The organism is Phascolarctobacterium succinatutens CAG:287 (assembly GCF_000434895.1).
Classification (GTDB): domain Bacteria; phylum Bacillota; class Negativicutes; order Acidaminococcales; family Acidaminococcaceae; genus Phascolarctobacterium_A; species Phascolarctobacterium_A succinatutens_A.
In genome coordinates this window covers 23681-39866 of the sequence record NZ_FR892793.1, presented here as the reverse complement: position 1 = coordinate 39866, position 16186 = coordinate 23681, and the positions used below count along the sequence as shown (strand labels likewise).

Here is a 16186-nt window from a genome sequence, read left to right as displayed (position 1 = left end):
AAAAAGGGAGGCTACAGTCATGACTATACCCGAAATTGATAAAGATTTCCTGCGCAGGCAGCTGCCGGAATTTGCCGGACAGACTGCCGACTATCATAACGAAAAAATCGGCAAAATTGCCTACAAGGAGTTTTCCGGTTACTTCGGCAGCTTTGCCCAGCGCGACGGCAAAAGCAACATGCTGCGCCTGCGCTGCAGCGCAGGACGCATCACTGCGGAAAAACTGGCCTTCATCGCCGAGATAATCCGCAAATATAACATCAGCCGCATTCATTTCACAACCGGGCAGACTATACAGCTGCATGATCTCAGCGCCGAGGCTGCCGCTGAAATTTTGGAGCAATGCCTGGACGCGGATATCATCCCCTTCGGCTGCGGCGGTGACTATCCCGGTAATGTGCTCTGCTCACCCTTAAGCGGTGTGGAGCGCGAGGAATATTTTGACGTGCTTCCTTACGCTGAAGCAGCGGCGCAATATCTTGTTGCAACTATTCCCGACGGCAAGCTGCCACGCAAATTAAAGACCGGCTTTTCCAATTCACCGCAAAATCTTACGCACGCTACCATGCGCGATTTAGGCTTCGCCGCCCGTCCCGACGGTCGCTTCGATGTCTACAGCGCCGGTGGACTCGGCCCTGCTCCCTGCATAGGTATAAAAATGGCCGAGGCTGTTGCTCCCGAAAAAATCTTGTATCATATTAAAGCAATGCTCGCCACCTTCCGCGAATGCGGTACCTATACGCAAAGATCCAAATCACGCACCCGTTATCTGCCTGAGCTTTTAGGCGGCGAAGCCGCTTACAAGGCAGCCTACAGCGAACGCCTCCTGCAGGCACTGCAGGAAGGCGGTCTTGATTTGCAGCCTGAGGCAACAAAAATCACCAAGCGCGACTTCAAGCTCATCACCGGCTTCCGCATTACCTCACAGAAGCAGCCCGGTCTTTACGCTGTCAATTATCATCCACAGGCAGGACTGCCCAAAATCGAAAGCTTCCTCGCCCTGGCCGATTATCTGCAGAACATTAAAGCCGCCGAGCTGCGTCTTGCACCCGACCAAAGCGTCTATATTATCAACCTCACTGCTCCCGAAGCAGCAAAGGTAATGTCGCTCACGCCTGACACAGCCTATAATGCCTTCACAAGCAGCGTGGCCTGCATCGGCTCCACCGTCTGCCAGATGGGCATGGGAGATTCCCAAAGCCTGCTGACAAGCTGCTTCGAAGAAATGGCTACGCAGTACGCCGCCAGTGATGCTCTGCCGCAGATTTATATTTCCGGCTGTCCTTCCAGCTGCGGCACCCACCAAATAGGCGAACTCGGCTTCCGCGGTACAGTTAAGGTCATCAAGGGCACAGCACACCCAGCCTTCACTATGTACATCAACGGCTGCTCACTGCAGGGCAGCGAACGCCTAGGGGAAGAAGCAGGCACACTGCTCGCCGAAGATATCCCCTTCGTGCTTTTGGAAATCGGCAAGCATATCGCCCAAAGCGGGCTGGACTTTGCCGCCTGGCAGGCAGCAAATCCTCAGGCCATCGCTACTATCGTTGCTCCCTATATGAAAAAAATCGAGCTGCTCAGCAAATAAGCGCAGCACAAAAAAATCCGTCGCACATGCGACGGATTTTCTTCGTTTATTTCCCTGTAGGACCGCAAAGACGGGCTTCCCCACGGCACATGAAAGTATCCGCTTAAGGCTGCTTCCTTCCGGACCTGACCTGGTTCACAGGCTCCCATTGCGCAGGACCCGGCTCTACGATCCTACAGAGAAACAAGCTATATGATTTTATTAAAAAAGCCGCTCAGTGCGGCAGATTTTTAAGTGGCGGAGAGAGAGGGATTCGAACCCTCGGTACGGTTTCCCGTACACACGCTTTCCAGGCGTGCACCTTCAACCACTCGGTCATCTCTCCAAGGTTGAAAACTTTAAACTATTTTCAATTTGCCAGCACAATACGTACCCGCAGTCAACATAACTGCAAGTAGTATTATACTGGCATTTTTAATGAAAGTCAAGCATTTTTTGTAAAAATTTTTATAAAATCATCAAAAAAATCTTCTGCGGCAGTTTAGGAGAAGGTATCCTCCTCATCACTGTCTTCAGCCGGCAGCAGCATTACCGCACAATCAGAATTCAGGACCACGTTTTCCGAGATGCTGCCCAAGTCATCACCGTTAGTCATATCGGCACCGGTTTTAGTCATCATAATCAGACTGACATTGTCGCGCTCACAGATAGCGGCAATTTTTCTGGAGGCTACGCCATGTGCAATGCGGTAATCGGCTTCAATACCGAAAATTTTCATTTCGTCTACCAGCTCTTGCAAAAACATCTTGGCACTGCCGTATTTTTCCTTGTAATCATGTTTGTTTCTGCTATGCTCAACAACATGCACAAACAATACCTTGCCTACATATTCACGCAAGCTACGGATAACGTTCAGCGCTTCTAAGGATTTACGGGAAAAATCGGTCGGTATCAGCACAGTATCCAGCAGATTTTCTGTAACCTCATCTTCCTCATCCTTATTAATCAGCAGGGGAATCATTGTAGCCCGTGCCAGCTCATAGGTAGTGCTGCCCATCAGCGCACGCTTCAAAAAGCCCTTGCGGTGAGATGCTACCAGCATCAGGTCAGCGTCGTTTTCTTCCGCCAGCCTGCTCAAGGTTTCGCAGGGCTCGCCTGCCGGGGTTACAATGGAAATTTCTTCATAGCCTGCCTGCTCTATATCATTTTTATACCCATCCAATCGGCTGCGCGCTTTTTTAAAGCTGCTACCGTCAGGGTCGGCATCATCGTCATCATCAAAGACGTGAGCCAAAACCACTTCCGTTTCCGTATCGGGGCATAAGCAAAACAGACACTCGGTCAATTTATCAGCCTGCGGGGACAGATCTGTGGCCAACAGGACCTTGGTGAATGTACTCATCTAATTGCTCCTTTAAAAAATATGTAATATATGGATAGTTCGCCATGAATCCCGAAATTCCTGCCTGAGTAAAAAACAGCTTTCCTAAAAATACTGCCACAGCAAAAGCAAAAAGCAAAGCCATAAAATGACTTTGCTTTTTGTTTCAGGCACGTGCCTTTTTCAGGAGTCTTGCCAGCTCCATAACATTTTCCAGAGTTATATCGCTGCTGTTATCAGCTTCCTTTTCCCCTTCGATATCCACAAAAAAAGAACTGATAGGACATTCCAAAATCTGATGCAGCTTAATCAGATTGGGTATTGTCAAACCCGCGCGTCCGTTTTCGATATTGCTTAAATGCGTCTGAGTTACCCCCAACTCTTTCGCCAATTTTGTCTGAGATACCTTAGCGGAAATGCGCTGCATTTTTACACGCTTGCCTATCAAGCGATTGTATTCCTCTGTCATATTCATCATCATCCTCACCTTTTCATAATATATATTCATTATTCCTAATTAAATTTATACAGACAGCATTATAACATATACGTATTTTACAAGCAATAGTTTTTTAATTTTCGGCAATTTATTTAACTCTGCCTCTATCAAGTTGGCAACATTTATAATGTAGGCGAGGAATATTGTAAATAAAAAAAGCGACGTACTCTTGCATATAAGAGTACGTCGGACGCTATATTAAAATTATTCAGCAGTGCTCAAAAAGAATCAGGCACGGATAAGCTTGCCCGGATTCAGGATATTGTTCGGGTCCATAGCGCGTTTAATAGTCTTCATGATAGACATTTCTACCGGGTCGCAATAAGCTGCCAGTGCGTCAATCTTTTTCGCACCGATACCATGCTCGCCGGAAAGACGGCCGCCAAGGCTATAAACATATGCGTAGCAGATTTTGTGGAACTCTGCGAGCTGTTTTTCCCATTCTTCGTCGGTCATATCCATCTTCAGGCAGTTGAAATGCAGGTTACCGTCACCTGCGTGAGCCAGGCACATGCATTCGAAATCAAATTGCTTGGAAACCTCCATCAGGTGGTTCAGGCAGACAGCGATTTTGTCGATAGGTACAACAAGGTCATCAGAGGTAGATACCTTGCTCAAAGCCTTGGAGCCTTCCAGACAGCTGCGGCGCACCTTCCATACGCGCTCGTCTGCTTCAACAACGTCGGTTGCACCGCAGGCAGTACAGATTTCGTCAAGCTGCTCCATCTTCATATCCAGCTCGTCCTCGTTAAAGGTTTCCACGGTAACGATAACGTAGCTGCCATCCTCGTAATGCGGCAGACGCTGTTCTGCATAATCGCTGGCAGCACGTACAAAGCCGTTGTCCATAAATTCAACACTTGTCGGATTCAGGCCGGCCTTAACCAGCGCAGGCACTAGGTCGACAGCCTTCTGTACCTCGGTGAAAACTGCAAGGATATCCAGACGATACGGAGCCAGCGGCAACAGCTTCAGAGTTGCTTTGGTGATGATACCCAGAGTACCCTCACTGCCCATTACCAATTGGTCGAGGCAGTAGCCGGTGCTGCATTTTTTCAGGCGGTTGCCCAGCTCAGCGATTTCACCTGTCGGAGTAACAACCTCGATAGAATAAACCTGATGACGGGTAGTGCCGTAGCGTACAGCCTTGTTGCCGCCGGCGTTGGTTGCAATGTTGCCGCCGATCATACAGCTGTCAGCACTGCAGGGGTCACCGGCATACAGCAGGCCTGCTTCGTTAGCCTTAGCCTGAATATCAGAGGTCAGCGCACCAGCCTCAACCTCCATATACATAGCATCGGCATCAAGCTTAATAATCTTGTTCATGCGTTCCATCAGCAGCACAATGCCGCCGAAAACAGGAATCGCACCGCAGGATACACTGGTACCGGCACTGCGCGGAGTTACAGGTACAAGATATTTATTGGCGATTTTCATAACAGCAGCCACCTCTTCGGTGCTGCCCGGTGCTACAACTACCTCCGGCAGATGGTGGTAATGAGCATCCGGCTCTTCGTCGGTTTTGTAACGCTCCAGAGTTTCGGCATCATTTTTTACATGCTCTGCACCGACTGCTTTACGCAGCTCCTCCAGAACTTCTTCGGTTACGGGATTGTACTTTGTCATACTAAAATCTCTCCTTTGCTACTTAGCTACAATGCTACATATTTTAGTTTTACAGCAGACCATTGAGATAGTCTTATAAATTAAAAACCTTGCCTGGATTCAGGATATTATTGGGATCCCAGGCTTTTTTTATTTTTCTCATCAGTTCCAGCTCACCGCCAGGAGTAAAGCGCTCCAAGAAGTGTGCCTTCTTGCTGCCAATGCCATGCTCACCGGAAAGACGGCCGCCATGCGCATAAGCATATGTATAAACCTCTTCCGTAAAACGGCTCAGTTCGGCTTCCCACTCCTCATCGGACAAATCCAGCTTACACAGCACGATATGCAGGTTGCCGTCACCGATATGCGCGTTGATGCGCAGAGGGAAGGGATATTTCGCCACAGTTTTAATGATGTACTGAATCATGTCGCTCATTTCATCAACCGGCACAACAACGTCATCCGTCGTGCACACCTTGCTAATAAGGCTGACAGATTCCAGACAGTTGCGGCGCATCGACCAGATACGCTCATCAGCCTCCAGAACATCAACAGCGCCTGCGGCCTCGCAGATATCGCTGGCCTGCTCCATTTTCATGTCCAGCTCATCTTCATTGAAGGTTTCTATCGTAATGATAACATAAATACCGTCTTCAATATGCGGCGCACCGGGGAACTCAAGGTATTCCGAGGTTGTCCGCACATTAGGATTATCCATATATTCGATGCTTGTCGGGTCGATACCTGCTTTCACAAGCTGCGGTACAACGCCGATTGCCGCCATCGGGTCATGGAAAATTGCCAGCATATCGATTTTATACGGAGGCAAGGGCTGCAGCTTCAGCGTTACCTGCGTAATAATACCCAGCGTGCCCTCGCTGCCGATAACAAGCTGTTCCATGCAGTAGCCTGTGCTGCACTTTTTCAGCGGCGAGCCCAGGTCAACAATGTCGCCGTAGGGCGTAACAATCTGCACAGCGTAGACCTGATTGCGCGTTACACCGTAGCGCACTGCCTTGATGCCGCCGGCATTTGTCGCCAGGTTGCCGCCGATCTGGCAGCTGTCGCTGCTCGACGGGTCACCTGCATAAAGCAGATTCTCCGCCTTCGCCGCTGCCTGAATATCCAGCGTGCGCACACCGGCCTGTGCTACCATGTACAAGCCTTCCTTATTCAGCTCGATAATTTTGTTGAGGCGTTCCATCAGCAGCACTACGCCGCCCTTGTCGGCAATAGCGCCGTCAACGATACCTGTACCGCCACCGCGCACGGTCAGCGGAATGAGATACTTGTTGCATAGCTTCACTACACCGGCAATCTCTTCGGCATCGGCGGGAATTACCACTGCATCCGGCAGGTGGAAGCAGCGCTCGTCTGCCTCCTCGTCCGTCTTGTAGCGGTCGAGCGTATCAGCATCGGTTTTGACATATTTTTCGCCCAACAGCGTTTTTAATTCATCAATAAATTCAGGAGTTACAGAATTGTAATTGCTCATAATACACTACCTTTTCTAAAGGCTGACGAGAAGGTATCAGAGGCAAAGAACAGGCACCGCCGGCGTACTAAACGTACGTCAAGGTGACTGTGATGAAGCTCGTCGCAAGCGACATTAGCACGACCATCGGTTTTTCGCTACGCAAAGCTTGCGACAAACCGGGTCTTTGCGTCTATGATGCCTTATTCGTCAGACTTCATGCTTTAAACACCTTACCCGGATTTAAAATCAAATTCGGATCCCAAGCCAGCTTAATCCTGCGCATCAGCTCCAGCTCACCGGCAGGCGTAAACTCTTCCATATAAGCCAGCTTCTTGGCACCGATGCCGTGCTCACCGGCTAAGCGGCCGCCCTGAGCGTAAGCATAGGCATAAACCTCTTCATGGAAGTCATGCACGATTTTTTCCCAGGTTGCATCATCCAAATCGCATTTGCAGAGAACGATATGCAGATTGCCGTCACCGATATGCGCATTGATTTTTACTGGAATCGGGAAGGGATACTTGCTGCCGATATGCATAATTTCTTTAATGGTCGGCGCAATGCGGTCTACAGGCACAACAACATCGTCGGTCAGGGAAACCTTGCTTACAAGGCTGATAGATTCCTGGCAGTTGCGGCGCATTGCCCAAATACGGTCATCTGCTTCCAGAACCTCAACGGCGCCTGCTGCCTCGCACAGCTCGTCGAGCTGCTCCATCTTCATGTCCAGCTCATCCTCACTGAAGGTTTCTACCGTAATGATAACGTAAATACCGTCCTCATAATGCGGTGCGCCCTTAAATTCAATATAATCGGCGCAGGCACGCACATAGGAATTATCCATATATTCCATGCTCGTCGGGTTCAGACCGGCCTGCATAATCTTCGGCACTACATCAAGAGCCTTGAACGGGTCGTCAAAAACTGCCAGCAGGTCAAAGCGATAAGGAGGCATCGGCTGCAGCTTCAAAGTCACCTTGGTGATAATACCCAAAGTACCTTCGCTGCCCATTACAAGCTGCTCCATGCAATAGCCTGTGCTGCATTTTTTCAGACGGCTGCCAACCTCCACGATTTCGCCGGTCGGGGTAACCATCTCCAGGCTATAAACCTGATTACGGGTAACGCCATAGCGGACTGCCTTGTTGCCGCCGGCGTTGGTTGCCAGATTGCCGCCGATCAGGCAGCTTTCGGCGCTGCAGGGGTCACCTGCGTAAAGATAGCCTGCTTCGTTGGCCATCTTCTGAATATCAACTGTACGCACGCCGGCTTCGGCGACAACATACATCGCTTCGGTATTCATCTCGATAATTTTATTCAAGCGCTCCATGAGCAACACAATGCCGCCGCAGACAGCAATTGCGCCATCGGCAAGGCTGGTACCGCCGCTGCGGACAGTCAGCGGCACATTGTACTTATTGCACAGCTTCACAACTGCGGCAATTTCTTCGGCATTGGCAGGACGCACAACAGCCTCAGGCACACGGAAACGGCGCGGATCATATTCCTCGTCGGTTTTATATTGCTCCAGCTTTTCAGGCTCGGTAAATACATTGGCGTCACCTACTACGGCGCGCACATCCGCTAAAAACGGTTCTGATACGGAATTATACTCTTTCATCATATTCCCTCATTTCTAAATTACATATAGACATCTGTGCGAAAGACAGCAGATGTTACTTATCTAACTTTATATTATAGTACAAATCACTCTGTTTGTCTGTAAATTATGTATGAGAAATCAACACAAAAAGTTTTTCTTGCAGAGAAAATAGGCTCAGCCATATATTGTATACTTCCCCGCACCCATTGCCAAGCAATATAAAAAAGGTTAAGATATAGATAATGAAGCTGCCTTTGCTGCGCCTTAACGCAAGGGCAAAATAAATTTACAGCTATAGGAGAGAGGTCTTATGCAAGCTTTATTTGATGCAGTTAACGCAATCTGCGCCAAAATCCAGATTGTTTCCAACTGGTTCTGGGATTTCCCCTGTAATCTCGACTGGTACAGTTCTATCCCCATTCTGGGAAACTTCAGTCTGGCAATTATTTTATTGGTCGGCACAGGTATTTACTTCACCTTCCGTCTGCACTTTGTACAGGTGCACAACTTTATCTTCGCTGTGAAGGTGCTGATGCAGCGCAATCATACGCGCAACGGTATTTCCTCACTCACAGCCTTTTTGCTTTCCACCGCCATGCGTGTCGGCCCCGGCAATATTTTGGGTGTAACCGGCGCAATTTCCATCGGCGGCCCGGGCGCGCTGTTCTGGATGTGGGTTTCTGCATTCTTCGGCATGGCAACGTCCTTCGCCGAATCCACGCTTTCTCAGATTTTCAAGGAAAAGCGCGATAACGAATATGTCGGCGGCCTGCCCTTTTACGCACGCAAATTATTGAACGATTCCGCCGCTGCCGGCGTTGCGCTCAGCATGCTATATATCGTTTATGCGCTGCTGTGCTTCCCCGCGCAGGGCTTCAACACTATTTCCGCCGTGGGTGCCATCGCCAGCAAAATCAGTGGTGTGAATATCCCCACCAATTCCTCGCTCTACTGGATTTCCTTTGCAGTGCTTATTGTTATCACTGCTGTTATCAGCTTCGGCGGCATCAAAAAGGTTACGAAGGTTACTGACCGCATCGTTCCCGTTATGGCAGTTATTTATGTGCTCACCGTCATTGCCTTGACTGTCGGCAACCTTGAGCGCATCCCGCTGTTCTTCAGCTCCGTTTTCACGCAGGCCTTTGCGCCTGATGCTGTTTTCGGCGGTGCCTTCGGTCTGGCACTCAGCCAGGGTATTAAGCGCGGCCTGATGTCCAACGAAGCAGGCCAGGGTACCATCACCATGCCGGCAGCGGCAGCAGAGGTTGCACACCCCTGTGAGCAGGGCTGTGTGCAGGCTTTAGGCGTATTCCTTGATACCATCGTTATCTGCACCCTGACCGGCTTTGTCGTTATCATGGGCAGCATGTGGCTCACAGCTGATGCCAATGCCTGGTTCGAGATGGGCAAGCTGGATAAATTCTTAGCCTCCTGCGGCGCTCTGACCGGTGGCAGTGACATGCTTTACAGCGTTGTTACGCTGCTTGTAAGCGTTTGCTTCGGCCTGTTTGCCTTCACCTGCCTCTTGGGCTTCATGTCCTTCACCGAAATGTGTGCTAACCGCATTTCCAGTAAGGCGTCCTTCATCAACGCCATACGCGTACTGTGCCTCATCGTTATTTCCTTCGGTGTTATCACCAACATCGCCGGTATGGATTTAGGCGCACTCTGGGAATTGAGCGACTTCGCCAACATCCTCATGGTATACTGCAACTTACCGCTGCAATATATCGGCTTTAAATATGTACTGCGTGCCTGGAAGCATTTCGAAAAGAACGACGGTACTCCGTTCACCTCCGAAATCGCCGGCCTGCAGCTGCCTGTTTGGGACGCTTTGGCCAAGGAACACAAAAACGAATATCATCACTAAAAAATTAAGCGTGGCCGCTGCTCGCAGCCACGCTATTTTTATGCCTTATTCACCTTTAAGCAGACGTAAGAACTCTGCTTCATCAATAACCGTTACGCCTAATTGCTGTGCCTTTTCCAGCTTACTGCCGGCCTCCGCACCGGCAATGACGTAATCCGTCTTTTTGCTGACGCTGCCGCTGACCTTCGCACCCACATCCTGCGCCATCGTCTTGGCCTCGGCGCGTCCCAGCGTAGGCATTGTGCCCGTAAAGACAAGCGTTTTGCCGAAGAAGGGGTTATCCTCCTGACTGGCAGGCGGCGTAAACGTCATCGTCAGTCCTGCTGCCGCCAGGCGCTCCACCAGGTCGATATTCGCCGGTACGTTCAGCCAAGTAACGGCGCTTTCCGCAATTTTATCACCGATATCACGAATCTGCGCCAGCTCCTCCGGCTGTGCCTGCTGCAGCTTTTCCATGCTGCCGAATTCCGTTGCCAGAATCCGCGCCACCTTGGCGCCAACATGACGGATACCCAAAGCAAAGAGCAGCTTGTCCAGCTCGTTCTTCTTGCTTTCAGCAAGCGCCGTCAGCAGATTATCCGCCGACTTTTCGCCCATACGCTCCAGCTTCAGCAAATCCTCCTTGCGCAGGCTGTACAAATCCGCAGCATCGCGCACCAGACCTGCATCAAGCAGTGCATTGATAACGGAAGGACCGCAGCCGTCGATATTCATCGCATCACGGCTGACAAAGTGAATGAGGCCCTCGCGTCCGAGCGCAGGACAATGCGGATTGGTGCAGCGGATAGCTGCCTCCTCGCCCTGACGCTCTACACGCCAGCCGCATTCCGGGCATACGCCGGGAATTTCCACCTCTTTTTCGTCACCGGTGCGCTTTTCAACAACTACACGCAGTACCTCAGGGATAATTTCACCGGCCTTGTTGATAACAACCCTGTCACCGAGGCGGATATCCTTGGCACGGATAAAGTCCTCATTATGCAAGGTAGCACGGCTGATAACGCTGCCGCTTAATTTTACCGGTGTCAGCACTGCCGTCGGCGTCAGTACGCCTGTGCGCCCTACACGCCAGTCAATATCCTCCAGCGTAGTTTCCGCCTGCTCCGGCGGATATTTGTAGGCCGTTGCCCAACGCGGATCCTTGCCAGTCGCGCCCAGAATACGCTGCTGGTAAACATCGTTGACCTTAATAACAGCGCCGTCGGTATCATAGGCAAGTCCTTGGCGCAGCTCGTTGAAATCGCCGATATATTTAATTGCCTCGTCGATATTTTCGACAACCTTGTAATTTTCACTGACTTTGAAGCCATAGCGTGCCAGCAAGGCCAGCGATTCGCTGTGCTTAGGCTGTGCGCCCTCGCCTACCAGATAATAGGCAAAAAAGCTCAGGCTGCGGCTTGCCGTTACCTGCGGGTCCAGCTGACGCAGGCTGCCTGCCGCCGCATTACGCGGATTGGCAAACTCGCTCTCGCCGCGCTCAGCGCGCTGCTCGTTCAAACGCATAAACGCCTGCCTTGGCATATAAACCTCACCGCGCACGTCAAGAAGCTCCGGCACTGCTTCGCCCTCCGGCACCTTCAGCGTCAGCGGAATGCTACGGATTGTGCGCACGTTAGCCGTAACATTTTCGCCTACCACTCCATCACCGCGGGTAGCAGCGCGAACCAGCTTACCGTTTTCGTAAATCAGGCTGCAGGCCAGGCCGTCGATCTTCGGCTCCATAACGTATTCCACCTTGCTGCCTACAGGCAGACCGCTGCGAACGCGTTCATCAAAGGCACGCAGCTCCTCGGCGGAAAACACATTGCCCAGGCTCAGCAGCGGCTCAAGATGGCGCACCTCGGTAAACTGTGAGGATGCACGGCCGCCGACACGCTGCGTAGGCGAATCGGCCGGAATGCTGTCGGGATAGCGCGCCTCCAGCTCACGCAGGCGCACCATCATGCGGTCATATTCAGCGTCCGTAATTTCCGGCGCATCTAATACATAATATAAATACTCGTTATGACGGATTTCGCGGCGCAGCTTTTCGGCCTCGGCCAAATCCGCCGCACGCTCATCAGCAAATAATTCCATTTCTGCCATTGCTTTATCCTCCAAGATTTTTATCTGAAAAACGGCTTACAGCTTTTCCAGCTTAGCATACTTCGTCAGCAGGCTGCGGATACCACCGCCGGCAAAAGCAACTGTAACCTCCTGGCCATCATCGGCAGCCTTGGCAGTAACAATCGTGCCTACGCCCCACTTTTTATGCATAACCTTATCACCGACACGGAAGCTGCAGCCGACCGCCGCACTGCTTTCCTTCGGGAAGAAGCTGGCCTTGTGCTGCTCAAACCAGTTAGCAGCCTCTTTTGCACTCGTCTTATGCACCTGCTGCGTCATCACCGGACGCTGCGGTGACTGACGTTTAATCACATGCACCAGATTACGCGGCACCTCCTGCAGAAAGCGGGACGGTGTATAATACTGCGTGCGGCCGTAGATAGTGCGTGTTCTGGCGTTGCTCAGGAACAAATGCTTTTCCGCACGCGTAATGCCTACATAGCACAGGCGGCGTTCCTCTTCAATCTCATCATCGTTCATCAATGTGCGGGAATGCGGGAAGATACCCTCCTCCATACCTACCAAAAAGACATTGGGGAATTCCAGGCCCTTGGCAGAATGCAGCGTCATCAGTGTAACTGCATCCTCACCCAGCTCAGCATCATCAATATCGGCAACCAGCGCTACGTCGGCCAGGAAGTTTTCCAGCGTCGGTTCTTCGCCGTTGCGCTCGCATTTGACAGCAAAGTCCTCGGTTACGCTCAGCATTTCCTTCAGGTTCTCCACACGGCTTTCATCCTGCGGATCCTTGCTGCTTTGCAGCTCCTCCAGATAACCGGTTTTCAGCAGCACATCATCTAGAAGCTGTTTTACCGGCACATCAGCGGCCTCGCCCATCAGCTCAAAAAGCAGCTCGCTCAGCTCGTCCAGCTTACCGGCAAAACGGCTGGCAAGTCCCGGAACATCCGCTGCATTAGTCACTACCTCAAACAGCGTCTGGCCAGTAGCATTAGCATGCTCCTGCAGACGTGCCAGCGTAGCATCACCGATACCGCGGCGCGGGACGTTGATAATACGCAGCAGGCTCAAGCTGTCACTGGGGTTGAAAATCAGACGCAGATAAGCCAGCGCATCCTTGATTTCCTTGCGCTCGTAGAACTTCGTACCACCGACCATCGTATAGGCGATACCGCTTTTAATCAGCATTTCCTCGAATACACGCGACTGCGCATTGGTGCGGTACAGCACTGCCATATCGCCCAGCTTGGCGCTTTCGTTGAGCTGCAGCTTCTGCATATTTTCAATCACATAGCGTGCTTCATCTCTTTCATCATTCGCCTGATAGTAAACAATTTCCGAACCATTGCCGTTGGCAGTCCACAAATTTTTCGGTTTGCGTCCGCTGTTATTGTCGATAACGGCATTGGCGGCATCCAGAATAACCTGCGTGCTGCGATAGTTCTGCTCCAGCTTTACCAGCTTGGCATCGGGGTAATCCTTTTCAAAATCAAGGATATTCTGGATGTCGGCACCGCGCCAGCCGTAAATGCTCTGGTCAGCATCGCCTACAACGCAGATGTTTCTGTGGCCTGCAGCCAACAGCTTCGTCAGCAGGTACTGCGCATGGTTAGTATCCTGATATTCGTCAACCATCAAATAATCAAACTTGCGCTGGTATTTTTCTCTTACCGCAGGATTTTCCTGCAGCAGACGCAGCGCCAGCAGCAGCAAATCATCAAAGTCTACGGCGTTGTTGGCCTGCAGCTTTTTCTGATAAGCATCATAAATTTTTGCCACCTGCTGCTCATAATAGCCGGAGGCCTCACGAGCGTAGGCATCAGGCAACAGTAAAGCATTTTTCGCGTTGCTGATATGGCTGATAATCGCCGGCAACGGGAAACGCTTTTCATCCAGATTCATTTCCTTCAGCACCTGCTTAATCAGGTTTTTGCTGTCACTCGTATCGTAAATAGCAAAATTATTGGCATAGCCGTTGAGATTTTCCAGCTCATAGCGCAAAAGGCGGGCACAGAAGGCATGGAAGGTAAACAGCCACACATCTCTGGCAGCAGCGCCTGCCATACGGTCTACACGCTCGCGCATTTCCGCGGCGGCTTTATTAGTAAAGGTAATCGCTAAAATGCGATAGGGACGCACGCCCTGCTGCAGCAGGTGGGCAATGCGGCAGGTAAGCACCTTGGTCTTACCGCTGCCTGCGCCTGCCAGAATCAGCATCGGTCCGTTGATAGTCTGTACTGCATCAAGCTGCTGTTTATTGAGTCCTTGCATTGTATCGGTCATCAGTCGTTAGCCTCCATCATATTTCACAGATGCACCTGCATCCTCTGCTTTGGTAAAAATATTTTTGACTTAAATATTATATCACAAAACGCAACTCTTAGCAGAAGAAAAGCAGCCGCTTTTGCCTAGAGAGATGCTAGGAAAAGCAGCTGCATTGTGTTAAAATAAGTCTATGTAATGCAAAAGGAGATTATAAAAATGAGCAAAAAAAGCACCTTCGTTCCCGCCAAGGATTTAAGCAAGCTGTGGCGGGCTATTATAGAATTCGACATGCTCCAGCCCGGCGACCGCATCCTCGTCGGCCTCAGCGGCGGCAAGGACAGCATGCTTCTGACAGCCATGCTGGCGGAAATCAAAAAATATTCGCCTATTCCCTTCGACCTTGCCTGCTACACTGTCAACGGCATGTTTGCACCCAACTTTCCCAAGGCGGAGCTGGAGGCCTTCTGTGCGCAGTTCGGCCTTACACACTACAGCGATGATGTTGACGTAATGGCAGCGCATGAAAAAAAGGGCGGCAGCCCCTGCTTCACCTGCGCCTACTTCCGCCGCGCCGCCACCAACCGCCGCGCACAGGAGCTTGGCTTCAACAAGGTAGCGTTAGCGCACCACAATGACGATGCCGTAGAAACCTTCTTTATGAATCTTGTAACCAGCGGCCAGCTGCGCACCTTCTTGCCCGTAACACCGCTGTCGCGCTCCGGCATCACGGTATTGCGCCCGCTGCTCTACTACCGCGAGCAGGAAATACGCGAGCTGGTAGCAAAGCTGAACCTGAAGCCTATAAAAAATCCTTGTCCTTATGACGGCCACACCATGCGTCAGGACATCAAGGAGCATATCGCCGCGCTCAACGCGCAGTATCCGGAAATCTACGAGCATCTGGCGGCAGCCATGCGTGACAGCGACAGGCAGGAGCTGTGGCCGCCCAAACCCGGCAAGGAGCTGCTGCAAAAATTCCACACCTTCTGGGGACGTGGCAAAAAGCAGGCTGAGCAATGAAAACAAAGGCCTATTTTTACATCATAGCCGCTGCTGTCTGCTGGGGTTTAATCGGTCTCTTCGTCAGAACGCTGGCAGCACAAGGCTTCAGCTCCATGCAAATAGTTGCCCTGCGTTCGCTGGCAGCGGCAATCTGCGTCACGCTGCCGCTGCTGCGCTCAGGGCGTGCCGCCCTGCGCATCAGACTGCGTGACCTCTGGCTCTTCGTAGGCACCGGCATCTGCAGCCTGGTGTTCTTCAATTATTGCTACTTCAACGCCATGCAGCAGACAAGCTTGGCAGTGGCAGCGCTACTGCTTTACACCGCGCCTGTCTTTGTTATGCTTATGTCACTGCTGTGCTTCGGCGAAGCCTTTACACGCACCAAGGCGCTCGCCCTGCTGCTCACCTTCAGCGGCTGCGCCTGTGTAACCGGCGTCTTCGGCAGCAGTGTGACGCTCACGCTCAGCGGCCTTCTCTATGGTTTAGGCAGCGGCTTCGGCTACGCGCTGTACAGCATCTTCGGCAAGTACGCCGTGCGCAAATATTCATCACTCACCATCACCGCCTACACCTTTTATCTGGCACTCGCAGCTTCATGGCCGCTCGCAGATTTTGATTATCAGCGTCTTGCAGCCATTGACCTGCAGTCCATAGGCAGCGTTTTAGGACTGGGCCTGCTCTGCGCCGTGCTTCCTTATCTGCTATACACCAAGGGACTGGAGCAGATTGAAGCAGGACAGGCCTCCATCCTGGCGACGATTGAGCCCTTTGTGGCTGCCGCCGTCGGTGTTATTTTCTTTGCGGAAGCACTGACGCCGGTGAAAATCATCGGCATGGGACTGATATTTGCGGCGATTGCGGTGTTGAACATCAGGAGAGCGTAGGAAAACAC

Annotated in this window: 11 protein-coding genes, 1 tRNA gene and 1 other RNA gene; 4 read left to right on the top strand and 9 right to left on the bottom strand. The window is 51.4% G+C overall.

All coding sequences use genetic code 11. The features are described from left to right. The first annotated feature begins 19 nt into the window (after window positions 1-19). Entirely contained in the window at window positions 20-1588 is a 1569-nt protein-coding gene (locus BN587_RS05685) for a nitrite/sulfite reductase (protein ID WP_021720179.1), read from the top strand. 65 nt (window positions 1589-1653) lie between these two features. On the opposite strand, the gene ffs is transcribed toward BN587_RS05685, so the two are convergent. The 7 genes from ffs to BN587_RS05655 form a co-directional block, all read right to left on the bottom strand. Continuing rightward, window positions 1654-1753, bottom strand: an RNA gene (gene ffs, locus BN587_RS11885) — signal recognition particle sRNA small type. 70 nt (window positions 1754-1823) lie between these two features. Then, window positions 1824-1913, bottom strand: a tRNA-Ser gene (locus tag BN587_RS05680). A gap of 156 nt (window positions 1914-2069) precedes the next feature. Further along, entirely contained in the window at window positions 2070-2930 is an 861-nt protein-coding gene (locus BN587_RS05675; RefSeq protein WP_021720178.1) for a universal stress protein, read from the bottom strand. Between the two features lie 145 nt (window positions 2931-3075). Continuing rightward, entirely contained in the window at window positions 3076-3378 is a 303-nt protein-coding gene (locus BN587_RS11410) for a helix-turn-helix domain-containing protein (protein ID WP_303684866.1), read from the bottom strand. A 258-nt stretch (window positions 3379-3636) separates the two neighbouring features. Continuing rightward, complete coding sequence (locus BN587_RS05665; protein ID WP_021720176.1) at window positions 3637-5034, bottom strand: FAD-binding oxidoreductase; 1398 nt, start codon at window positions 5032-5034, stop codon at window positions 3637-3639. 73 nt (window positions 5035-5107) lie between these two features. Then, window positions 5108-6508, bottom strand: a complete 1401-nt coding sequence (locus tag BN587_RS05660) for an FAD-binding oxidoreductase (RefSeq protein WP_021720175.1) — start codon at window positions 6506-6508, stop codon at window positions 5108-5110. Between the two features lie 196 nt (window positions 6509-6704). Beyond that, entirely contained in the window at window positions 6705-8111 is a 1407-nt protein-coding gene (locus BN587_RS05655) for an FAD-binding oxidoreductase (RefSeq protein WP_021720174.1), read from the bottom strand. A 292-nt stretch (window positions 8112-8403) separates the two neighbouring features. Between BN587_RS05655 and BN587_RS05650 the strand changes: the two genes are divergently transcribed. Beyond that, window positions 8404-9963: an alanine/glycine:cation symporter family protein gene (locus BN587_RS05650; RefSeq protein WP_021720173.1), complete on the top strand. Its 1560-nt coding sequence runs from the start codon at window positions 8404-8406 to the stop codon at window positions 9961-9963. A gap of 45 nt (window positions 9964-10008) precedes the next feature. Here the strand turns inward: BN587_RS05650 and ligA are convergent, their stop codons facing one another. Together ligA and pcrA are read right to left on the bottom strand one after the other, a co-directional pair. Continuing rightward, complete coding sequence (gene ligA / locus BN587_RS05645; protein ID WP_021720172.1) at window positions 10009-12048, bottom strand: NAD-dependent DNA ligase LigA; 2040 nt, start codon at window positions 12046-12048, stop codon at window positions 10009-10011. A 36-nt stretch (window positions 12049-12084) separates the two neighbouring features. After that, window positions 12085-14310: a DNA helicase PcrA gene (gene pcrA / locus BN587_RS05640; RefSeq protein WP_021720171.1), complete on the bottom strand. Its 2226-nt coding sequence runs from the start codon at window positions 14308-14310 to the stop codon at window positions 12085-12087. Between the two features lie 198 nt (window positions 14311-14508). Between pcrA and BN587_RS05635 the strand changes: the two genes are divergently transcribed. Both BN587_RS05635 and BN587_RS05630 read left to right on the top strand, forming a co-directional pair. After that, the gene (locus BN587_RS05635; protein WP_021720170.1) at window positions 14509-15312 is read left to right on the top strand and encodes a tRNA lysidine(34) synthetase; all 804 of its coding nucleotides are present in this window, start codon (window positions 14509-14511) and stop codon (window positions 15310-15312) included. After that, window positions 15309-16178: a DMT family transporter gene (locus tag BN587_RS05630; protein ID WP_021720169.1), complete on the top strand. Its 870-nt coding sequence runs from the start codon at window positions 15309-15311 to the stop codon at window positions 16176-16178. Before BN587_RS05635 ends, BN587_RS05630 begins: the two co-directional genes overlap by 4 nt. Window positions 16179-16186 lie beyond the last annotated feature (8 nt).